This window comes from Terasakiella sp. SH-1, assembly GCF_004564135.1.
GTDB lineage: Bacteria > Pseudomonadota > Alphaproteobacteria > Rhodospirillales > Terasakiellaceae > Terasakiella.
On record NZ_CP038255.1, the window covers coordinates 1,219,162 to 1,241,820 of the forward strand.

The 22,659-nt window shown below is 48.1% G+C and carries 19 protein-coding genes; 13 read left to right on the plus strand and 6 right to left on the minus strand.

All coding sequences use genetic code 11. The features are described 5' to 3' along the window. On the minus strand, positions 1 to 468 hold the full coding sequence (locus E4K71_RS05640; RefSeq protein WP_135077591.1) for a hypothetical protein: 468 nt from the start codon (positions 466 to 468) through the stop codon (positions 1 to 3). Between the two features lie 114 nt (positions 469 to 582). Between E4K71_RS05640 and E4K71_RS05645 the strand changes: the two genes are divergently transcribed. The 8 genes from E4K71_RS05645 (at position 583) to E4K71_RS05680 (ending at position 9,579) form a co-directional block, all read left to right on the plus strand. Beyond that, positions 583 to 2,637, plus strand: a complete 2,055-nt coding sequence (locus tag E4K71_RS05645; RefSeq protein ID WP_135077593.1) for a molybdopterin-dependent oxidoreductase — start codon at positions 583 to 585, stop codon at positions 2,635 to 2,637. Continuing rightward, positions 2,637 to 3,398: a division plane positioning ATPase MipZ gene (locus E4K71_RS05650; RefSeq protein ID WP_135077595.1), complete on the plus strand. Its 762-nt coding sequence runs from the start codon at positions 2,637 to 2,639 to the stop codon at positions 3,396 to 3,398. Before E4K71_RS05645 ends, E4K71_RS05650 begins: the two co-directional genes overlap by 1 nt. 10 nt (positions 3,399 to 3,408) lie before the next feature. Beyond that, complete coding sequence (locus E4K71_RS05655) at positions 3,409 to 3,915, plus strand: DnaJ domain-containing protein (RefSeq protein ID WP_135077597.1); 507 nt, start codon at positions 3,409 to 3,411, stop codon at positions 3,913 to 3,915. Next, a complete protein-coding gene (locus tag E4K71_RS05660; RefSeq protein ID WP_135077599.1) occupies positions 3,908 to 5,329 on the plus strand; it encodes a hypothetical protein in 1,422 nt (473 codons plus the stop codon). The genes E4K71_RS05655 and E4K71_RS05660 overlap by 8 nt, the downstream gene beginning before the upstream one ends. Before the next feature lie 88 nt (positions 5,330 to 5,417). Further along, on the plus strand, positions 5,418 to 6,293 hold the full coding sequence (galU, locus tag E4K71_RS05665) for a UTP--glucose-1-phosphate uridylyltransferase GalU (RefSeq protein ID WP_135077601.1): 876 nt from the start codon (positions 5,418 to 5,420) through the stop codon (positions 6,291 to 6,293). A gap of 29 nt (positions 6,294 to 6,322) precedes the next feature. Then, positions 6,323 to 7,639, plus strand: coding sequence for a UDP-glucose/GDP-mannose dehydrogenase family protein (locus tag E4K71_RS05670; protein ID WP_135077603.1), 1,317 nt, complete (start codon positions 6,323 to 6,325; stop codon positions 7,637 to 7,639). Positions 7,640 to 7,734: 95 nt separating this feature from the next. Continuing rightward, the gene (locus tag E4K71_RS05675) at positions 7,735 to 9,114 is read left to right on the plus strand and encodes a phosphomannomutase/phosphoglucomutase (protein WP_135077605.1); all 1,380 of its coding nucleotides are present in this window, start codon (positions 7,735 to 7,737) and stop codon (positions 9,112 to 9,114) included. Between the two features lie 69 nt (positions 9,115 to 9,183). Further along, on the plus strand, positions 9,184 to 9,579 hold the full coding sequence (locus E4K71_RS05680) for a response regulator transcription factor (RefSeq protein ID WP_135077607.1): 396 nt from the start codon (positions 9,184 to 9,186) through the stop codon (positions 9,577 to 9,579). Between the two features lie 11 nt (positions 9,580 to 9,590). Here E4K71_RS05680 and E4K71_RS05685 read toward each other — a convergent pair whose 3' ends face one another. After that, on the minus strand, positions 9,591 to 10,781 hold the full coding sequence (locus E4K71_RS05685; protein WP_135077609.1) for a D-alanyl-D-alanine carboxypeptidase: 1,191 nt from the start codon (positions 10,779 to 10,781) through the stop codon (positions 9,591 to 9,593). Positions 10,782 to 10,891: 110 nt separating this feature from the next. On the opposite strand from E4K71_RS05685, the gene E4K71_RS05690 reads away from it, so the two are divergent. The 5 genes from E4K71_RS05690 to E4K71_RS05710 all read left to right on the plus strand — a co-directional run bounded on the left by E4K71_RS05690 (position 10,892) and on the right by E4K71_RS05710 (position 16,486). Beyond that, a complete protein-coding gene (locus tag E4K71_RS05690) occupies positions 10,892 to 11,554 on the plus strand; it encodes a hypothetical protein (RefSeq protein ID WP_135077611.1) in 663 nt (220 codons plus the stop codon). 138 nt (positions 11,555 to 11,692) lie between these two features. After that, positions 11,693 to 12,475 carry a phasin family protein gene (locus tag E4K71_RS05695; RefSeq protein WP_135077613.1) on the plus strand — a complete coding sequence of 261 codons (783 nt, stop codon included), beginning with the start codon at positions 11,693 to 11,695 and terminating at the stop codon, positions 12,473 to 12,475. A 146-nt stretch (positions 12,476 to 12,621) separates the two neighbouring features. Then, entirely contained in the window at positions 12,622 to 12,948 is a 327-nt protein-coding gene (gene clpS / locus E4K71_RS05700; RefSeq protein WP_135077615.1) for an ATP-dependent Clp protease adapter ClpS, read from the plus strand. 30 nt (positions 12,949 to 12,978) lie between these two features. After that, entirely contained in the window at positions 12,979 to 15,294 is a 2,316-nt protein-coding gene (clpA, locus tag E4K71_RS05705) for an ATP-dependent Clp protease ATP-binding subunit ClpA (protein ID WP_135077617.1), read from the plus strand. A 97-nt stretch (positions 15,295 to 15,391) separates the two neighbouring features. Next, the gene (locus tag E4K71_RS05710; protein ID WP_135077619.1) at positions 15,392 to 16,486 is read left to right on the plus strand and encodes a CoA transferase; all 1,095 of its coding nucleotides are present in this window, start codon (positions 15,392 to 15,394) and stop codon (positions 16,484 to 16,486) included. On the opposite strand, the gene E4K71_RS05715 is transcribed toward E4K71_RS05710, so the two are convergent. The 4 genes from E4K71_RS05715 to E4K71_RS05730 all read right to left on the minus strand — a co-directional run bounded on the left by E4K71_RS05715 (position 16,480) and on the right by E4K71_RS05730 (position 22,300). Next, a complete protein-coding gene (locus tag E4K71_RS05715) occupies positions 16,480 to 16,794 on the minus strand; it encodes a hypothetical protein (protein WP_135077621.1) in 315 nt (104 codons plus the stop codon). The two genes, E4K71_RS05710 and E4K71_RS05715, sit on opposite strands and share 7 nt — an antisense overlap. A gap of 93 nt (positions 16,795 to 16,887) precedes the next feature. Continuing rightward, positions 16,888 to 18,015: a GNAT family N-acetyltransferase gene (locus E4K71_RS05720; RefSeq protein ID WP_135077623.1), complete on the minus strand. Its 1,128-nt coding sequence runs from the start codon at positions 18,013 to 18,015 to the stop codon at positions 16,888 to 16,890. Then, complete coding sequence (locus tag E4K71_RS05725; protein ID WP_135077624.1) at positions 18,008 to 18,478, minus strand: RidA family protein; 471 nt, start codon at positions 18,476 to 18,478, stop codon at positions 18,008 to 18,010. The genes E4K71_RS05720 and E4K71_RS05725 overlap by 8 nt, the downstream gene beginning before the upstream one ends. 159 nt (positions 18,479 to 18,637) lie before the next feature. Next, complete coding sequence (locus E4K71_RS05730; RefSeq protein ID WP_135077626.1) at positions 18,638 to 22,300, minus strand: vitamin B12-dependent ribonucleotide reductase; 3,663 nt, start codon at positions 22,298 to 22,300, stop codon at positions 18,638 to 18,640. Positions 22,301 to 22,659 lie beyond the last annotated feature (359 nt).

Consider the following 22,659-nt stretch of genomic DNA (forward strand, 5'->3'; position numbering starts at 1 on the left):
TTATTCGGGGGACAAGCCTTTTTCTTTTAAGACACGATGGGCTTTTTCTGTGGCGGACTCGCGTTTTTTACTATCCAGATCAGCAATATAGTCAATCACACTCTGTGCCACGGCATTGTAGGTTTGCGGTTTCTTTTCTTCCAGCGCCATCGTGTAGATTCCGCTACAGTTTTTCTGTGCCAGATCATTTTCCTTTTCCCACTTCTTTTCAACCAGTTTGATGAAGCGCGTGAGATAGCCCGGCTGGGTTGCTTCGATCCCTTCACGATTGGCAAAATGATGGATCAGGTTGAGCATGGTTTCCACTTTGTCGGAACGATCCAGTTTCTTAAACACACTGGTACAGCCAATGGCGCTATAGAGAAACCCTTCTTCTTTGCTGACATGTTCGCTTTGCCACAGGATAAAGGCTGAAACACCGCCAAAAAGAGCGAGAAAGGCGAGGACGAACAGGATGGATTTTTTCATGATAGGGCTCAACCGAAAATTAGATTGGGCAGACCCTACTGTGTTCCTTGCCAAAAGACAAGTAATCACACTACATTACAAACACATAATAATATTGAGAAGATCCCTTGTCCCATGTGTGCTGAATTCGTTAAATCCGTCTGTCCCCATGATTGCCCGAGCGTATGCCCGCTGGAGGTGGAACGTCTGGGCGATAACCGTATTGGCAAGGTGAAGGGGAGCCCGGATAACCCATTTACCACAGGGATTATCTGCGGGAAAGTGTCGCGCTATAGTGAACGTCTCCATCATGCTCATCGCCTGCTGTATCCAATGAAGCGGGTTGGGCCGAAGGGGGCGGATAATTTTAAGCGTATTAGCTGGGATGAAGCCTTAAATACAGTGGCGCAAAATTTGCTGCGTGTTGAAGAAGATTATGGGGCTGAGGCAGTTTGGCCGTTTTTTTATGCGGGTACCATGGGGCATGTCATGCGTGACGGGATTAACCGTTTGCGTCATGCCAAAGGCTACAGCGGGATGCAAGGTACCTATTGTGTCGCCCTGAGCGGGCCGGGCTGGGAAGCCGGGTGTGGCGCAAAGCGTGGTACAGATGTACTGGAAATGGAAAAATCCGATCTGATTGTGATCTGGGGGCTCAATGCAGTGTCCAGCCAAATCCATCTGATGACCCATGTAATTAACGGTATTCGCAATGGGGCGAAGCTGGTGGTGGTTGACCCCTATCAGAACAAAACAGCAGACAAGGCCCATCTCCATATTCCCTTAAGACCGGGAACGGACGGGGCGCTGGCTTGTGCGGTGATGCATGTCCTGTTTAAGGAAGGGTATGCAGACCGGGACTATCTGGCAAAATATACTGATGTCCCCCACGAGCTGGAAGCCCACCTGAAAACAAAAACACCGGCCTGGGCTGCCGATATTACAGGGGTGCCTGCCCATACCATTGAATCTTTTGCGCGTCTTTATGGCAGTTCAAAAAAGACCTTCTTGCGTGTTGGTCATGGGATGACGAGATCGCGCAATGGCGCACACAACATGCACGCCGTTTCTTGCCTGCCTGCAGTGACGGGGGCGTGGCAATATGAAGGTGGAGGGGCCTTGTATGGGCAGGGGGATCTTGCCAAACTGGATACGACCTTGATTGAAGGCAAGGATGTGCGCGATTCAAAGGTGCGTGTTTTGGATCAATCGCGCATTGGCGAAATTTTGACAGGACATGAAGGGGCGCTTCATGGTGGGGCAGAAGTAAAGGCCCTGTTTATTCAAAATACCAATCCCGTTGCTGTGGCCCCGGATACCTCAAAGGTGCGAAAAGGCTTTATGCGTGAAGACTTGTTTGTGTGTGTGCATGAACAGTTTATGACGGAGACAGCCAAGCTTGCCGATATCGTCTTGCCTGCGACGATGTTTCTTGAACATGATGACCTTTATACAGCCAGTGCTCATTGTACGTTACAGGTTGCGAAATCTGTTATGGCAGCACCGGGGGCTTGTAAATCCAATCATGAAGTGATTTGTGAGTTGGCAAAACGTGTGGGGGCAAAGCATCGTGGCTTTGATCTGAGTGCGCTGGAACTGGTGGAAGAAACCTTAAAAACATCGGGCTACCCAGTAGCATCTGAGATTATTGCCAAGACCGGGCATGACCTGACCTTGCCGTTTGAAGAAGCGCATTTCCTCAATGGCTTTGCCCATCCTGATGGAAAATTTCGCTTTAAACCCGATTGGTCATCCTTGGGGGTACGGGGAAAAGAGATGCCAGCCTTGCCTGATCATTGGGATGTGATTGACGAAGTGACAGAAGATAAGCCGTTTCGTTTAATTACACCGCCTTCTCAAAACTTCCTGAACTCAAGCTTTAGTGAAACCAAAACATCACGGATTAAAGAGCGTTGTCCCGAAGCTTTGATCAATCAGCGTGTGATGCGCAAGTTAGGTTTGGTTGAAGGTGATCTTGTACGTATTGGTAATGACCAAGGCAGCGTGTTGCTTAATGCTGTTGCAGCCAAGAACCAGCATGAAGATACAATTGTGGTTGAAGGCATTTGGCCCAATTCCTCCTTCCTTGAAGGGCAAGGCATTAATAGTCTAACATCAAGTGAGCCGGGCTATCCCAATAACGGGGCAGTCTTTCATGATACAGCAGTGTGGTTGAAGGCACATAAATAATGTCAGCACATGTAATTGTCTTTGGGAACGAAAAAGGTGGTACCGGGAAATCCACCGCTGCGATGCATGTCATTGTTGCCTTGCTGGATCAGGGCTTTCGGGTGGGCAGTGTCGATCTGGATATCCGTCAGGGTACCTTGTCGCGCTATGTGGAAAACCGCGCACAATCTGATCGTGATTTAAAGGTGCCTAATCATGTCCGTATCACAGGAGATGACGGTGTTTTTCAGCAAACGATAGAACAGTTGTCTCAAAGCGTTGATGTCATTGTCATTGATACACCGGGCCATGACAGCGCACTGGGTGTCTTGGCCCATACTTATGCCGATACGTTGATCACACCGTTAAATGACAGTTTCATTGATATGGATGTTTTGGCGCTGGTGGATGGGCAATCCCTTAAAATCAAACGCCCCAGCCATTATGCTGAAACTGTTTGGAAGCAACGTCAGGTGAAAACCATGAAAAAGGCCGGGGCCTTTATGGATTGGATCGTGATGCGTAACCGCTTAAGCCATTTGGATGCGCGCAACAAACGGGAAATGGAAGTCTTATTGGAAGAGTTTTCCAATCGCATGGGCTGTCGCATTGTTTCCGGTTTTGGGGAGCGGGTGATTTATCGTGAACTTTTTCTTAAAGGATTGACCATGATGGATTTTGAAGGTGATGCCTTGTCCATGTCCCATCTGGCTGCCCGTCAGGAAGTCCGCAATTTGGTCGAAGCCATTCGCAATGGCCCGAACCCGGCTAAAGAAGAGTAGGGGCGATAGCATGTTTCATTTGATACTTCTTTTCTTTGCACTTGGTGTTTTATATTTTTTGGCAAGATGGTATGTGCGCGCTCATCCGCGTGATGTGATCCGGGTGTTTAAATGGATTGCGATTGCCTTTGTTGCTTTTTTGATCATTCGCTTGCTATTCAGTGGGAAGTTTTGGCTGGCGGTTGCTGCTTTACCTGCCCTTTTTGTCTGGTTTGAGAGATTTCGCACGGTCTTTCATGTGGGGCGCACCTTGCGTAACTGGTTTTATGGCACGCCAGACCCCCGTCAACAACAGAGCCAGCAACAGCAATCCTATCAGGAACCACCGCAAGCAGACCCGTCTGTTATGAGCCGTGAAGAAGCGCTGGACCTTTTTGGTTTGGCAGAAGGAGCTGGGGAGGCTGAAATTAAAGCAGCCTATCACCGCCTGATTTCCCAAGTGCATCCAGATCGTGGTGGGTCTGATTATTTAGCCGCAAAAATCAATCAGGCACGAGATGTGTTGCTCAATGATTAGGCTTTTGTTTTTGTTGGGGCTGGTCATTTTTGCCCTGCCTGCACAGGCGCGTGATTTTTGCGATATGAATACAATGTTAGCTTCTTATAAGGCTGCGTATAATCGCAAAAAACTGGGGGATCTGGATGGGGCACATCATAGCTTTTTAAAATTGGCAAAAGCGGCAATTGCCCCCGCCCAGCGCCATGTCGCACAATATTACTTTGAAGAATCTCGTGAAGATATGGCGCTGGAAAAAGCCATCATGTGGGCACAGCTGGCTGCTTGGGGTGGGGATGACAAGGCGCAGAAACTGCAGGAACAGGCCGTTGAATCTGCACGTTATCGGGTGTCTGAGGCAGGATTGCGCTGGGCTAACGACTGGAGGCCCGAAGAAACAAGTTGCTTTAATGGGACGTTGAGCGAACAAGATGATGACCTTCAAGCTGTTGGGCGTTTTCCCGTTGTTCGCCATGAGGAACTGGACGAAGAGGTCTTTGCTGCCTTTGTTACTCGGCTGAATGAGGCCGTGGCCATTGTGCCCAAGGTGGCCCCCTATTTTACCCCTCTTCTTGATTTGATCCCGGCCTTTCATGTTATTGAGGGGGAGGGCAGTGATCGTTTTATTCAATGGGATGAAGACCGTGATTGGCTGACCATTTCAGCAGGCTATCTTGGGGATTTATCTGCGCGGCAACTCAGTTACAGCCTGATTTTGGCGGTACAACGTCGTCTTTTTTCCTTGATTAAGGATGCTAAATTTGAAGATCAGATCGGTACAAATTATGGGGCGATCAAGCTTTACGGTTCCCTTTACGGTGATGTGAAGACCAAACGGTTTCTTAAGGAGCTTCATGAGGCCATCAAGACTGCACGTCTGTTGCCCGTTGTCTTGCGTGACAAGGTGAATTATCTCAATGAAATCCACTATATGCCGCCGTCGCGCTATCAACGTTCACGTTATTCCAACAGTAAGCATTTTGCCATTTATGACCATAAACGCAGCAAGCCGGAAAAGCGCATCATGATGGTGATGCAGAAAATGGCTTTTGAAGAAACCGATCAACTGGTGTTGGAGCTGGTACGCGCCGGTCATCAGGCCCAGCAGCACACATGGATTGAGGGGCTGAGTGCTCAGGTCGATGGCAAGGGACGGGAAAATGCAATCCTGAAAGCCCTGGAAGGGGATATGGAGGCTGCGGCAAAGGCTTTTACCCGTTCAACGACCAAGCGCAAAAAGGAAGTGGAAGACTGGGAACGCCTTGGCCCGGATGGTATCAAGGCGCTTTATTGTGATACGGTTTTTTATCAGACAAAGGCGGCGATTGCCTTGAAAATTCATGAAAACCGCTTTAGTCGCACGGTGAAAATGAACAACTGTACAAAGGCTCGCAAAGCGTGGCGGGCCTATATGGATGAACAAGCAAAAAAATAGTGTCACTTTCCATGTCGGTTTACTTGCTTTACAGAGTGCGCTGTGGCACAAAACCGTGTCTAGAAAAGTTTATGTCTAGGGGAAAACTATGACCAAGCCTGTCAGGAAAGCGGTGTTCCCGGTTGGGGGACTAGGTACACGCTTCCTTCCGGCAACCAAAGCAATGCCCAAAGAGATGTTGCCGGTTGTCGATAAGCCTTTGATTCAATACGCTGTTGAAGAAGCTATTGAAGCCGGGATTGAACAATTTATCTTTGTGACCGGACGCGGTAAATCTGCGTTGGAAGATCATTTTGATCATTCTCACGAGCTGGAAGATACGCTTCATGAAAAAGGCAAGGATGAGATTCTTCAAACCGTTCGCGATATCCTGCCCAAGCCGGGGTCTGTTTTCTATACTCGTCAAATGAAACCCAATGGGTTGGGCCATGCGGTTTGGTGCGCCAAGGAATTGATCGGTGATGAACCTTTTGCGGTTCTGCTCGCCGATGATCTCGTTTTGGCACAGGGGCAATGTTGCTTAAGCCAGATGATCGACGTTTATAATGAAACGGGCGGTAATGTGGTTGCCATCGAAGAAGTACCGCGTGAAGAAACCAACAAGTATGGTGTTCTTGATGTGACAGCGGATGATGGCCGTATTGCACAAGCCAAAGGCTTGGTTGAAAAACCAGCCCCGGAAGATGCGCCGTCAAATCTCTCTATCATTGGTCGTTATATCTTGCAGCCTGATGTGTTTGCCCAGCTGGATAAACAAGAACGTGGCGCAGGTAATGAAATTCAGCTGACGGATGCTATGGCCAACACCATCCCGGATGTGGACTTTAGAGGTTTGCGTTTTGAGGGACGTCGTTATGACTGCGGCTCAAAAGTCGGTTTTATCGAAGCCAATCTCGGTTTTGCACTGGCGCGTGATGATATGCGTGATCGTGTACAGAAAATCATTTCTGATTTGAATAAATAATTTTGACTATAACGCGTTAAGGAAATCCCATGCGTATTGCAATGATCGGTACCGGATATGTTGGACTTGTCTCCGGTGCATGCTTCTCAGAGTTTGGTACAAATGTCATTTGTGTCGATAAAGACGAAACGAAAATTAACAAGCTGCATGACAACATCATGCCGATTTTCGAGCCGGGCCTTGATAAGCTGGTTGAAAATAACGTGTCCGGTGGTCGTCTTGAATTTACGACGGATTTGAAAGAGGCCGTTAAAGGGGCGGATGCGGTCTTTATTGCAGTGGGCACACCAACACGTCGTGGGGATGGTCATGCAGACCTGTCTTATGTCTATGCCGCGGCAAAAGAAATTGCGGAAGCTATGGATGGTTATACGGTTGTTGTCACAAAATCTACGGTGCCGGTGGGCACAGGCGATGAAGTCGAAAAAATTATTCGCGAAACGCGCCCGGATGCAGAATTTGATGTGGTGTCCAACCCGGAATTCCTGCGTGAAGGTTCTGCGATTGAAGATTTTATGCGCCCGGACCGTGTGGTGATTGGTACGATGAGCGAGCGTGCGCAAGAAGTGATGCGTCAGCTTTATCGCCCCCTGCATCTGATTGAAACACCGATCCTGTTTACAGAACGTCGCACGTCTGAGCTGATCAAATATGCCGCGAATACGTTCTTGGCGGCCAAGATCACTTTTATTAACGAAATTGCTGATCTGTGTGAAAAGGTTGGTGCTGACGTTCAGGCCGTTTCCAAAGGTATTGGTCTGGATGGTCGTATTGGCAAGAAATTCTTACATGCTGGTCCCGGTTATGGTGGGTCTTGTTTCCCAAAAGATACATTGGCTTTGGTAAAAACAGCCCAGCAATATGACAGCCCGTTGAAGATCATTGAAACAGTTGTGGATGTGAATGCAGAACGTAAGCAAAAAATGGCAACAAAAGTCATTGAAGCCTGCGGTGGTTCTGTTGAAGGCAAGAAAATCGCTGTTCTCGGCGTGGCCTTTAAGCCGAACACAGATGATATGCGTGATTCACCGTCTTTGGATATTATTCCGGCCTTGCAAAAGGCTGGGGCTGAAATCCATGCGTTTGACCCGGAAGCTATGGGTGAAGCAAAAGAGATGCTGCCCGGTGTTCAGTGGCAGGAAAATTCTTATGACACGATGACTGATGCGGACGCTTTGGTCATCATTACGGAATGGAATGAATTCCGCTTGTTGGATTTGGAACGTGTAAAAGAGTTGGTTAAGTCCCCGGTTATGGTGGATTTACGTAATATCTATAATCGCCAGGAAATGAAAGATGCAGGCTTTGCTTATAGCTGCATCGGCCGTGCCCCGCTGGCAGATTAATCAGACGAATTGACGAAATGAGCCCCTGCTAATTGCAGGGGCCTTTTTATTTAAAGAGAGATACCTGTCTAACAGGGAAACAGGATGAGATCAAAATGACGACAATCAACCCAAATATCCTTCGTGAATATGACATCCGTGGCATTGTTGGTGACAATTTTACTGAAGAGGTTGTTGAAACATTGGGCCGCGCCTTTGGTACGCGTATTAAACGTGCAGGCGGGTCTTCTGTAGCTGTGGGGTATGATGGTCGTCTCAGCTCTCCGGGGTTGGCAGCAGCGGCTGTGCGCGGCTTGTCTGCCTGTGGTCTGACGGTTTATGAAGTTGGCCGTGGTCCAACGCCGATGCTGTATTATTCCACATATGCGTTGGAAGCTGATGCGGGCCTGATGATTACGGGCTCACACAACCCGCCTGATTACAACGGCATGAAAATGATGCTGTCCGGTCTGTCTTTCTTTGGCGCTGATATTCAGGATTTGGGGCGCATTGCAGTTGAACAGGATTTTGAAACAGGGCAGGGCAGTTCTGAGCAGCGCCCAATGTTGACGCAATATGTGGAACGTATTACGTCTGATTTCAAAGCCGGGCGTGATCTTAAGGTTGCGTGGGATGCAGGCAATGGTGTGGCTGGTGAAGCCATGACCATGATGTGTGAGAAACTGCCGGGCGAACATCACCTGATGTTTGCTGATATTGATGGCACGTTCCCGAACCACCACCCAGACCCAACTGTGGAAAAGAACCTGAAAGATTTGAAAGAAGCGGTTGCGTCCAAAGGCTATGACCTTGGGATTGCTTTTGATGGGGATGGTGACCGTATTGGCGTGATTGATAGTCAGGGCCGTGTTCTTTGGGGTGATCAGTTGATGGTGATCTGGGCCAAGGAAATCCTGTCGCGCAATCCCGGTGCGACGATTATCGCTGACGTGAAAGCCTCTCAAGCCCTGTTTGATGAGGTTGAGCGCATGGGCGGCAACGGCTTGATGTGGAAAACAGGCCATTCTCTAATCAAATCCAAGATGAAAGAAGAAGGTTCTCCTTTTGCTGGGGAAATGAGCGGCCATATCTTCTTTAAAGATGGGTATTACGGTTTTGATGATGCGCTGTATGCAGCGATCCGTTTGATATCGATTCTCACCCAAGCGGATGAAACACTGGATCAAATGCTGGATGCCATCCCAAAAATGGTGAATACACCGGAACTGCGTTTTGATTGCCCGGAAGAACGTAAATTCATTGTGGCAGAAGAGGTGAAGCAACGCCTGGGTAATGCAGAAGGTGTTCAAGTTATTGATGTGGATGGTGTACGTGTTCTCAATGAAGATGGCTGGTGGCTTTTGCGTGCCTCTAATACGCAGCCTGTCCTTGTTGCGCGTTGTGAGGCGAAGGATGAAGCAGGGCTTGAGCGTTTGAAAGAAAGTTTGAAGCAACAATTGCTTGCCAGTGAAATTACACCGCCAGCCGATTTATAAATTGAAACCCACGGTTTCGTATTGTAAAGTGTAGACCTCTAATAAGTGAATGTTTTAGGGTTCTAATTTATGTCGAAGCAGGTTGAAAACTGGCTCCATGTTATGATCATTGATGATCAGGAGGAAATGCGGAAAATTATCCGTAAGCTTCTGAACAGTTGTAACATTGATAAAGTCAGTGAAGCAGCCAATGGCAAAGAAGCATTGGGCATTATTTTACAAGAGGACTATCCCCGTCCTGACGTGTATATCGTGGATTTGCATATGGACGAAATGGACGGTATGGAATTTATTGCCAATCGCCGTCGTAAAAAAGACCGTGCCCCCATCATTTTATTGACGGGGGAAACGGATGAATTCGTTTTGAATGTTGTGAAGCAGGCCGGGGCAAACCATATTTTGCACAAGCCAGTTTCTGCACCGGAACTGGTGAAGGCAATTCGGGCTGCTATCAGCGCGATGTAATTTACGCCTTATTAGCGCTTGTTCATAGCCACCTGTGTGCCTTTGGAACGAAAGACCATACAAGGCTGGCGCATTTTCTTTAGTGCCTTACAGGCGCGATAGGCTTCACGTTTTTCAACGCCGACCACACGGGCACGATAGACTTTTTTACTGCCATTTTTCAGCGGAACGACTTTGGTCTGTGCGCCGCTTAGATAACTAGGGGCCCGTTTGATTGCAGCGATGGCTTGGGTGCGGGCTTTTTTAACGGTGTTAAAGGCACCAACTTGCACCCCCCAAGCTGTAGAACGACGTTTAGCAGCAATTTCAACAGCGCGTTTTTTCTGCGCCGCTTTCTTTTTCTTATTATAGGCCGCCATCATTTTGGGATCAATTTTGGTGAAGCCTCTGTCAAGAATACGGGCCATGATCGCATTGCGTTGATTTGCGGTTTTACCCCCAAAAACCACACCAATCAAACGGTGCCCACCACGATTAACAGAAGAGACCAGATTAAAGCCAGCTGCGCGGATATAGCCGGTTTTGATACCGTCCATTCCGTCATATTTTTTCATCAGCTTGTTATGGTTGCCGTAGGTGCGCCCTTTATAAGACCATTTTTGCGTTTTGAAATATTTGTAATATTGCGGAAAACGTTTCCAAAGCTCATTACCAAGTTTTGCCATGTCACGTGCTGTGCTGAGCTGACCGCGATTCGGCAGGCCAGAGGCATTGCGGAAATTGGTTTTCGTCATGCCAATGGCATGTGCGCGTTTGGTCATAGCCTTGGCGAATTCCCATTCGGTTCCACCAAGGGCTTCGGCGACAACAGTAGCAACATCGTTGGCTGATTTGGTAACAAGCGCATAAATGGCATCTTCTGCCCGGATATGGCTTCCTGCTTTCAGGCCAAGGCGAGAGGGCGGTTGCCAGGTTGCGCGACGAGACACACGCATTTTTGTATTAAGGGTGATTTTCTTTTGTTCAATGGCTTCAAACAGCATGAACAAAGTCATCATTTTGGTCAGAGAGGCTGGGTAATTACGTGTATCGGCATTGACAGAATGCAGCACATGCCCTGTATCCGCATCCATCACAAAAGAGGCGTATTTCGCATGGGAATGCGATGACACAAGGATGCCAAACACCAAGGCCGCGAACAGGGCAATCCCCATTGGGCGTTTAAAAGGCGATGAGAAATTTATTTTATCTATCATTTTCATCGTTGTGGAGCCTATCTCATTGCGCGATAATCGTCGATATTTTTTCAGTTATTATTCAGTTTGCCTATAGTTTGATAAGAAAAGGTAAAGATTGGTCAGGAGTTTTAAAAATGTTTATCTGCCGTGCAATATTTGCCTTCTTGTTGGTCATTTTTGCCGCCTCCTGTACCTATCAAGGGGCATCGGATAATCCGGTTGCGCGCAAGTTTACCTGGTTCAGCTATATCAATGGGGACGATATACGCAAGGCTTGTGCCAGCTTGGGTGGGGATCGTTACCGTTTTGTCTATAACGGGATTTATCAATATCAAACCCGCACCTATGATGTATTTGGCTTGTCTAAAAAACTGTCTATGCAGGTCAGAGGTCCATCCAATTTAAAAAAACTGGATATACAAGACTTTTTTGCTCCCTGGCGCGGGGTGAGTGAACAATTACAGGTAAGCGATAAGGTGCTTGCCCATTTGAAAAAGGCACTGATTGAAAGTGCTGCGCTGCAACCGCCACCTCAGGGCTTAAGGTTGTATTCCGATCAGTTTTATTGGACTGTCATTGCCTGTGTTGAGGGAGACATTTACTTCAATGCTTATAAATGGCCGTCCCAACGTTGGGATCAGATCCTGTTTGATGATGTGTTGCTTTCCCTTGATGTAACGGGCGTTCCCTTTGAAGAACCGAGGGTTTTATCCACCCTGGATATTTGGGGAAGCTTGTCGGATGCTAACCCGTTTTTAATTCAGGTGGGGCAGAACGGGCTTGTCGGTTTTGAATAGAAGGGGTGCTTTGTTGCGCTGCAAAAATTTCTTATTGACCTTACGATGAAGTATGGTATTGTGAAGTTAATGCTGCAATGCAAAACGCGTTCAGCGAGTATTTTGGAAAACAATTCGTTTTCACTGAAGAGGTTGATCATGTCTACTACAGAAAACAAAGCACCCGCTGGACAAGCTAAGCCTGCGACTGCTCGTAAGGCCCCAGCTCGTAAAGCTCCGGCTGCAAAGGCTGCGCCAAAAGCTCCAGCCGCCGCGAAAGCTCCAGCTGCGAAAACAGCTGCAAAGCCTGCACCTGAAGCAAAAACAGCAGAAAAAGTTGAAACGAAGCCGCAAGCAGCTGAGAAGGCACCTGTTGCCAAAACAGCTGCCCAGCCTGCGCCTAAAGCAAAAGTTACTGCGCAAGAAGAAGCCCCGGCTTTTGATATGCAGATTGAAAAAATTTCTACTCAAATTCAAGAAGGTTACAACGAAATGTTTGAATTCGGTAAAGAGCAAATGGAAAAATTCTTTAAATTCGACAACATGGACGCTTTTAAAAACATGGATGCTTTCAAAAATGTTGACGCATTCAAATCTGTTGAAGATGCAATGACTTTCTCTAAAGACAATGTAGACGCTTTTGTTAAGTCTTCTTCTATCGCTGCCAAAGGTGTTCAGGACGTTGCCAGCCTTGTTGCTGAAATTACAAAATCTTCTATCGAAGAAAATGTAGCGGCTTCTAAGAAAATCTTCGAATGCAAAACACCGCAAGAAGCTGTTGAGCTGCAAACAGAAATGATGAAAGCTGGTTATGACAAGATGCTGGCTGATGCAACACGTATCTCTGAAGCTTCTACAAAGATTGCAGAAGAAGCTGTTAAGCCGTTGCAAGCACGCTTTGAAGCTGGCGTTGAAAAAATCAACGAAACAACAGTTGCTTAATCCAAGCACTATTTAAAGACAGTTTTTAAAATGCCCGATTGGTTTGCCCGATCGGGCATTTTTTATGCTTAAGGGGTTTCATCATCTGGAAAACCGACTAATATTATAAGGGCCGAACTGAATAGAATTCCAAATGGTTAGGAAGAATGAGTAACAAAGACCATAAATATGACGACGACGGTGATGTAGGTATTGCGGTCAAAACCCGTTCTAAAACAAAAAAACCGTCTATGTATAAGGTGTTATTATTAAATGACGATTATACGCCGATGGAATTTGTCGTTCATGTGCTTGAACGTTTCTTTGGTAAAGACCAGGAAGAAGCAACGCAAATTATGTTGCATGTCCATACCAAGGGGGTCGGGGTCTGCGGCGTCTTTACCTATGAGGTGGCAGAGACCAAAGCCTCTCAAGTGATGGACCTGGCGCGACAGCACCAACATCCGTTGCAGTGTTCAATCGAAAAAGATTAGTCATATAATTAAGAAAAGAAGGGAACTTACATGCTATCAAGAAATTTAGAACAAACCCTTCATCGCGCTCTGGCGATTGCCAGTGATCACCGCCATGAAATGGCAACACTGGAACATCTCCTGCTTGCCTTGATTGATGACTCGGATGCGGTGGCTGTCATGCGGGCCTGTGATGTGTCTGTTGAACATTTGCGCGAAGATTTATCTGTTTTTCTGGAAGAAGAATTGAATGAGCTGAAAAGCGATACGCCGGTTGAGCCTTCGCCAACAGCCGGGTTTCAGCGCGTGGTCCAACGTGCTGCCATTCATGTGCAATCTTCTGGCCGCGAAGAAGTGACCGGGGCCAATGTTCTTGTTGCGCTGTTTTCTGAGAGGGAATCCCATGCGGTTTATTTCCTTCAGGTTCAGGAAATGACCCGTTTGGATGCGGTCAATTATATCTCTCACGGGATCGCCAAAGTCCCGGGTATGTCCGAAGAACGTCCGGTTCATGGTGCAGACATGGACGGGGAAGATGAAGAAGGTTCTAATGAAGATGGGGCCAAGGCACTGGATGCTTATTGTGTTAACCTCAATGAAAAAGCATTGGAAGGCAAGATTGACCCGTTAATTGGGCGCACGGCTGAGCTGGAGCGTACCGTACAGGTTTTATGTCGTCGCAGTAAAAATAATCCCCTTTATGTGGGGGACCCCGGTGTGGGCAAAACCGCCATTGCCGAAGGTTTGGCCCTTCGCATTGTGAAAAAGCAAGTGCCGGAAGTTCTGGACGAGGCGGTGATCTATGCCTTGGATATGGGCTCTTTGCTGGCTGGGACACGCTATCGCGGGGATTTTGAAGAACGGCTCAAGGCGGTGGTGAAAGAGCTGGAGAGTCGGCCCCATGCGGTTCTCTTTATTGATGAAATTCATACGGTCATTGGGGCTGGGGCCACAAGTGGTGGGGCGATGGATGCTTCTAACCTGCTGAAACCGTCTTTGGCTAGTGGGGCGTTACGCTGTATTGGGTCGACCACTTATAAAGAATATCGTGGGCATTTTGAAAAAGATCGCGCTTTGGTCCGCCGCTTCCAAAAAATTGATGTGGCCGAACCATCTGTGGAAGATGCGATAAAAATCCTGCGTGGCCTGAAACCCTATTATGAAGAGCATCATAAGGTACGTTATACCAATGATGCGCTGAGTGCTGCCGTGGAATTGTCGGCACGTTATATCGGTGATCGCAAGTTACCGGATAAGGCCATTGATGTGATTGACGAGGTTGGCGCCTCGCGCATGTTGTTGCCCGAAAGCAAGCGCCGCAAGACGGTGACGGTCAAGGATGTGGAAGATACGGTCGCCAAAATTGCCCGCATCCCGCCGAAGTCTGTGTCGACCGATGATAAGGAAACGCTTCGCTCCCTTGAAAATGATCTCAAGCGTATGGTCTTTGGTCAGAATGAAGCGATTGATCGTTTGTCTACTGCGATTAAACTTTCTCGCGCAGGTTTACGTGAACCAGACAAGCCGATTGGCAGCTATCTGTTTTCTGGCCCAACAGGGGTTGGGAAAACGGAAGTGGCCCGCCAGTTGTCACGCACCTTAGGTGTGGAGTTGCTGCGTTTTGACATGTCTGAATATATGGAACGCCATTCCGTTTCCCGCCTGATCGGCGCACCACCGGGATATGTGGGCTATGACCAAGGCGGTTTGTTAACCGATGGGGTGGATCAGCACCCCCATTCAATCGTGTTGCTTGATGAAATTGAAAAGGCGCATCCAGACCTGTTTAACATCCTGTTGCAGGTGATGGATCATGGCAAGCTGACGGATAACAATGGCAAGACCATTGATTTCAGAAATGTCATTTTGATCATGACGACAAATGCCGGGGCGGCTGATTTGGCGAAAAATGCCATTGGCTTTGGCCGGGAAAGTCGGGAAGGTGAAGATAAAGAAGCCATTGAAAAGCTCTTTACCCCGGAATTTAGAAACCGCCTGGATGCAATTGTACCCTTTGCTCATCTGGCACCGGAAGTAGTGGGGAAAGTGGTCGATAAATTTATCATGGAGCTGGAAGGTCAACTGGCTGATCGTGGCGTTGAATTCCAACTGACCCCTGCGGCGCGGAAGTGGCTGGGGACAAAAGGCTATGATAAACATTACGGTGCGCGTCCTTTAAGCCGTGTGATTCAGGAGCATATCAAGAAGCCACTGGCCGAAGAATTGCTCTTTGGCAGTTTGGTTACAGGGGGCTTGGTGAAGGTTAAGGTCGAAGATAATAAACTGGCCTTTGAGTTTCCTCAGGATGATTTGGAGAAAAAGCCAAAGCGCAAACCCAAAAGTAAAGTGCCGGAAACGGTAAAATAACTGTTTGCTACCCAAACAAAATATGTCTTAATAACATCAATTGTCATCCCCGCTTTGTCGGGGATGACGTGTTTTGATGATGAAAGTGGCGTTTTCCATGTTTAATAATTGCTTAGATGGTTTACTGGTTTTAGATCTGTCCCAATATATTCCCGGTCCTTTTGCCACCATGACCTTGGGGGATTTAGGGGCGGAGGTGATTAAGATTGAACCGCCCTTTGGTGATCCGATGCGCCATGCCTTTATGGAAGGTGAAGACGGAATTTCACCGCTTTACAAGCAATTGAATGGAGGCAAGAAAGTCGTCAAACTCGACCTGAAAACTCAAGAGGGGAAAGAGGCTTTACGCCAGCTTGTTAAAAAAGCCGACGTGCTTTTGGAATCTTTTCGCCCCGGTGTGATGGGGCGCTTGGGCTTTGATCCTGCGACCTTGAAAGACTTGAACCCCACACTGGTTCATTGTGCTTTGTCCGGTTATGGTCAAACCGGGCCTTATGCACAGACGGCGGGGCACGATATGACGTATGTTGCCTTAACCGGGGCCTTATCCCAAACAGGTCATGCCGACAGTGGCCCTGTCCCCATTTTCCCGCCGCTGGCAGATCATAGTGGGGCCATGCAGGCGGTAAATTCTATTTTAGCAGCCCTGTTTCGCCGGGAACGTACAGGGCTGGGGGCGTTCATTGATGTCAGCCTGTTTGAAGCGGCCTTAAGTTGGAATTATCTGAGCCTGACCCCTGCGGCCCATGGTCAGGTTGACAAATGTGGACAAGGTGAACTGACAGGTGGTGGTGCGGCCTGGTATGCGATTTATGAAACAAAAGATAATCGCCATTTTGCCTTCGCCCCGATTGAGCCAAAGTTCTGGCAGAATTTCTGTACTGCGATTGGGCGTGAAGACTTACTTGCCCGTCATATGGAACCTCAACCCCAGACGGACCTCATTCAAACGTTGCGAGATTTGTTTAAGGCAAAGACATTATCTGAATGGTCGGAAATTCTCTTACCCGCAGACTGTTGTATGGAACCGATCCATCGCCCTGATGAGGTGTTAAACCATCCTCATGTCGAAGAACGCCAAATTGCTTTTGGTCATGAAATTCGCTACCCGGCTTGGGTCGATGGCTTGCCGCCGGTGGAACGCCAGCCTATGGTGGAATGTGAAATTACGGATTTATTATCAGATCAGTGATTGATGGCGTAACGAAGCCAGCCTCGGATATTGTTAATGGCCAGATCCTTGGACAGGGCCTTGCTGTGACGGGTGAACAGGTCTTGGGTCGCTTCCAGGCGTTCTAGCGCTTCTGGGTGAAAACCATAATCGGATCGGTTTTCGGTTTCTGCTTTATCAATGTAATTTTTGGTGAGATCGTGCAGCGCACCTAATGTTTCCAGAACATCGTCAACCTTGCCGCCTTCTTCAAGCGTATGACAGATTTCATCAACGAGTTTTGTAACTTTAGGATAGGTTACAAACAAAAACGGCTCTTGTTTATCCATGTGACGCTCTTATTTTTCTTAGGCATTTATTTGTCAATCAGTACGTTAGTACTATGTGGTATATTTACACTAGGGACAAGGGGTTTCTTGGCTTTATTTATAGGGGCTGAATTTTGAGAGTTCTTGCATTTCCAGTTCATTGACTTTCCGGTCATGATCCAAAAAATCTACAAGTGCAGTTTTAAAGCCGGGGTCAGCCACCCAATGGGCGCTGTAGGTTTCAACGGGAAGATAGCCGCGTTGAATTTTATGTTGCCCTTGTGCACCGGCTTCGACCCGTTTAAGCCCGTGGGTGATGGCATACTCAATGGCTTGATAGTAACAGGTTTCAAAATGGAGGAATTTATAGTCTTCCAGGCATCCCCAATAGCGCCCATACAGTGTTTCTGAACCTTTCAGGTTTAAGGCACCTGCAACAATACGGTTGTCTTTAAGTGCGAGGATAAGAATGGTGCTTTTTCCAAGCCGTTCCCCTAATAGGGTGAAAAAATCACGGTTTAAATAAGGATGGCCCCATTTACGCCCAGAGGTGTCCATATAAAACTGATAAAAAGCATCCCAATGTTGAGCTTCCAGGGTGTTTCCATTCAGAATTTGAAATTCAATACCTGCTTCTAAAACTGCCTTGCGTTCTTTGCGAATAGATTTGCGCTTGCGCGAAGATAAATGAGCAAGAAAGGCGTCAAAATCAACATAACCCTGATTGTTCCAATGATATTGGTGCCCTGTACGTGGCAAGAGCCCGTGGTCTTGTATCAAATCCCATTCATTCTTTTGGGCAAAGGTAATATGGAGAGAGGAAATTTGTAGTTCTTTGGCCCGTTCAATCATGGCTTTTAGAAGAGTTTCTGTATGTTTGGCTGTTGCATCCGGGCAGGACATGAGGCGCTGCCCTGTCACAGGGGTGAAGGGAATGGCACATTGGAGTTTGGGATAATAGCGCCCACCAGCACGTTCATAAGCTTCGGCCCAGGACCAGTCGAAAACATATTCCCCATAGGAGTGGCTTTTAAGATAAAGCGGGCAGCAGGCTTTAATTTTATCCTCGTCATAAAGCACGAGGTGTTGTGGCATCCATCCGGTTTTAGGCTGGACGCATTGGCTGTCTTCCAAGGCGGAAAGGAATTGGTGACGGCCAAAAGGTTCATCAGCGCCAACACATTGATTCCAATCTGAGGCGCTGATATCAGAAATCTTATCTAAGCGTTCAACCTTAAGCAAATTCGAAGATACCGTCGATTTCGACAGAGATACCTAAGGGCAGGGAAGCCACACCAACAGCAGCGCGTGCATGTTGCCCAACCTGATCACCAAACACTTCAACCATCAGGTCAGACGCCCCGTTGATGACCAATGGCTGATCTGTAAATTCCGGTGTCCCATTCACAAAGCCACCAAGCTTAACCACGCGTGTGATACGGTCCAAATCCCCATCTAGGGCATTTTTAACCTGTGCAATCAGGTTAAGGCCACACAGGCGGGCAGCGGCAATGCCGTCTTCGACGCTCAGGTTTTCACCCAATCGACCAATATATTTTAATTCCCCATTTAACATGGTGATTTGGCCGGAGACATGGATGAGGTTTCCACTCATCACATAAGGGACATAATTTGCCACTGCCTTGTTTGCAGTGGGCAGGGTGATGGCGAGGTCTTGTAAGCGTGCCTCAATTTTGCCAGCCATTTTTTAATTCCTTTTTCAAATGCTTCTGTATTCAATTTAAGAGAAGTCTTTGAAAGAACAAGTGGTTATTTATGAAATTTTGAATTGAGAGCAAAAAAGAAGGGGAAGGTACCCAATTTGTACACTTCCCCTAAGTCTTCGCTTAAAAGCTAAGATCTTTTATGAACAGCCAGATGTGGACCCGCAGGTCACGCATTTCAGGCATGTGCCGTTACGTACCAACGTGAAGTTGCCGCATTCCGGGCAGGCATCGCCTTCATAGCCCTTCATGCGGGCTTCACGGATTTGTTCCAGCTTTTGATCTGTTTCTTCAAAGATGTCTGGCTCGCCATCAATGCTGGCAGCAGCAGCCAAGTCCGCCGTGCCGCTGGCGCCAGCCCCACTAACCGCCCCACCTGTTGGGGTACCTTCTGATCCTTCTGCATCCTTGCCTTTAAAGACGAGGAAGCGGCCACGCATATAACCTTGAGAGGCCACGCGTTCGATCATCTGGTTTGCTTGCTTGGTTTGATCTTCCGGCAGTTCAGACTGGGATTCGCCTTCACCAACGGTGTCATGATGCAGGTCATCCGGCTTGATATGGGCCAGATCGTTACGGTCCATATAGGAAACGGCCAGTTCACGGAAAATGTAATCCAGAACAGAAGACGCCATTTTGATGGTATCGTTCCCTTCGACCATACCGCTTGGTTCAAAGCGGGTGAAGGTGAAGGCTTCGACAAATTCATCCAGCGGTACGCCATATTGTAGGCCAAGGGAAATACCAATGGCAAAGTTGTTCATCAAGGAACGGAAAGCTGCGCCTTCTTTATGCATGTCAATGAACAGCTCGCCCAGTTGGCCGTCTTCATATTCACCTGTGCGCAGGTAAACCTTGTGTCCGCCAACGGAAGCTTTCTGCGTATAACCTTTACGACGGTTTGGCAGTTTGCGACGTTTGGCAACAACGCGTTCAACGATTTTTTCAGCAACAATTTCAGCTTGCTTGGCTGCGGGTTGATCAGCCACAGCTTCGGCTAGTGTTTCTTCGGCCTCATCATCTTCAAGGATTTGAGCTTGCAGTGGCTGGGACAGCTTGGAGCCATCGCGATAAAGCGCATTGGCTTTCAGGCCCAGTTTCCAAGACAGGAGGTAAGCTTCCTTACAATCTTGCACCGTGGCGTTATTGGCCATGTTGATTGTTTTGGAAATGGCACCGGAAATAAAGGACTGGGCCGCTGCCATCATGCGGATATGGCTTTCCACAGACAGGAAGCGCTTGCCTTTGCGACCACAAGGGGTGGCACAATCAAAGACAGGCAAGTGCTCGTCTTTCAAGTGTGGGGCACCTTCCAGTGTCATGGAACCACAGACATAGGTATTGGCATTATCAATGGCTTCTTTGGCGAAACCAAGTTCAGCCAGCATGTCAAACTCCGGCTTATCCAGCTGTTCTGCACTAAACCCTAGTTTCTTGATACAGAAGTCTTCGCCCAGTGACCATTTGTTGAAGGCAAACTTGATGTCAAAGGCGTCTTGCAGGGCTTTTTCCAACGCCTCAATCCCGGCATCATCAAAGCCTTTTGCACGCAGTTGATCATGTGTCAGGTGGGCAGAGCCTTTGAGGGTGCCATGACCAACCGCATAACGGATCATGTCGTTGGCTTGTTCTTCACTATAGCCCAGTTTGATCAGGGCTTGGGGCACAATACGGTTGATGATTTTGAAATAACCGCCACCAGCCAGTTTCTTGAATTTTACCAAGGCAAAGTCCGGCTCAATCCCGGTTGTGTCACAATCCATGACCAGACCGATTGTCCCTGTCGGGGCAACAACGGAAACTTGGGCATTGCGGAAACCATGTTCGTTGCCCAGTTCCAATGCACGGTCCCAGGCCCGGCGGGCTGATTCGACCAGCTCTCCTTCCGGGCAGTTGGCTGCATCAAGGGGAACCGGCAGAACGGACAGACCTTCATAATCGTCTTTTAAGCCTTGGGCTGCGCGACGGTGGTTGCGAATAACACGCAGCATATGGTCTGCGTTGTTCTGATAACCGGGGAAGGCACCAAGATGCTGGGCCATTTCTGCAGATGTGGCATAAGCTTCACCTGTCATCAAGGCCGTGATGGAACCACACAGGGCACGGCCTTCCGGGCTGTCATAAGGCAGGCCGGATGCCATCAGCAAACCACCGATATTAGCAAAACCCAAACCAAGGGTGCGGTAGTCATAAGATAGTTTGGCAATTTCCTTGGACGGGAACTGGGCCATCAAAACGGCGATTTCCAGTGTTACAGTCCAGATACGTACCGCGTGTGAGAAACCTTCCACATCGAAGCTGCCATTTTCACGGGTGAATTGCAGCAGGTTGAGCGAGGCCAGGTTACAGGCGGTATCATCCAGAAACATATATTCTGAACAAGGGTTGGACGCATTGATGCGACCATCAGATGGACAGGTGTGCCATTCGTTAATGGTGCTGTCGAACTGGATACCCGGATCGGCGCAGGCCCATGCGGCATAGCCGATGTTTTCCCACAACTCTTTGGCCTTGATGCGTTTGTTTACGCTGCCATCTCTCCGATTGATCAGTTCCCATTCGCCATCTGCAAGAACCTTGTTCAGGAACTCGTTTGACACACGAACGGAGTTGTTGGAGTTCTGACCGGCAACGGTCATGTAAGCTTCGGAATCCCAGTCGGTGTTGTAAGCCGGGAATTCGATATCTGTATAGCCTTGTTTGGCAAATTCGATGACACGCTGAATATAGTTTTCCGGGATCATTACTTTGCGGGCAGAAATGATGGCTTTTTTCAGCGGTTTGTTTTTCTTGGCATCAAAGGCATCTTCGCTGTCGCCTGCTTCCACGCACGCTTTCATCACCTCACCTAGATGGGTTTGGGCGAGTTTAGAGCCAGCAACAAGGGCGGCAACTTTTTGTTCTTCTTTAACTTTCCAGGTAACGAATTCTTCAACGTCGGGGTGATCCACGTCCACGACTACCATTTTGGCAGCACGGCGGGTTGTTCCACCAGACTTGATGGCCCCGGCAGCACGGTCTCCGATTTTCAAAAAGCTCATCAGGCCGGAAGATTTGCCCCCACCAGACAGCGGCTCACCTTCACCACGCAGGTTGGAGAAGTTGCTCCCGGTACCAGAGCCATATTTAAACAGACGCGCTTCGCGAACCCACAGGTCCATGATCCCGCCTTCATTCACCAGATCATCCTGAATGGACTGAATGAAACAAGCGTGCGGCTGTGGGTGCTCATAAGAAGATTTGGAGCGCACCAGCTTACCTGTTTTAAAGTCAACATAGTGGTGGCCTTGGGCCGGACCATCAATGCCATAGGCCCAGTGCAAGCCTGTGTTAAACCATTGCGGGGAGTTCGGTGCACCCATCTGCGCACAAAGCTGGTAGCGCATTTCATCGTAATAGGCACGCGCATCAGTTTCGCTATCGAAATAGCCACCTTTCCAGCCCCAGTAAGTCCAGGTACCAGCCAAACGGTCAAAAACCTGTTTTGCTGAGGTTTCGCCACCAAAACGATCTTCATCATTCAATGATTTCAGGGCATCCTGATCAGGTTCACTACGCCAAAGCCATTGCGGGACGTCTTTTTCTTCAACCTGTTTCAGTTTGGCGGGAACGCCAGCCTTGCGAAAGTACTTTTGAGCCAGAACATCACAGGCAACCTGTGACCAGCTTTCAGGTACATCCAGATCGTTAGCCTGAAAAACAATAGAACCATCCGGGTTACGGATTTCGCTTGTTGCTTTACGAAAGGCAATCCCATCGTATGGTGATTTATCTTGGTGCGTGAAATGACGGTTGATACGCATTATACCCCTGTATGCCTCTTACCTTTTGAATTGAGCGGCGGAAAAAATGATCATTATCTTAATTGGTTTTCGTGCCCCAGGCGGTGCGACATACAACAGTATTTGGCGTTTGCCGTCGCAGTGGGCACAAGATGTAGAACATTTTCCAAAAAGGATTTCAAGGTACTACGAAAGTATAGTTTAGTGATGTTGCGTATATGTAATGACTGTAATCATAAGCCGGCAGCCGATTCCCGATGAAGCCGATCTATGAAAAAAAAATTATAAAAAAAAGGTCTTGAAACCGGCCAAGTCTGGCAAAATATCCGCAAGCCCTTGTGTTTGCTGATGATATTGCCTACTAGGTTTGGTGGTCTGTA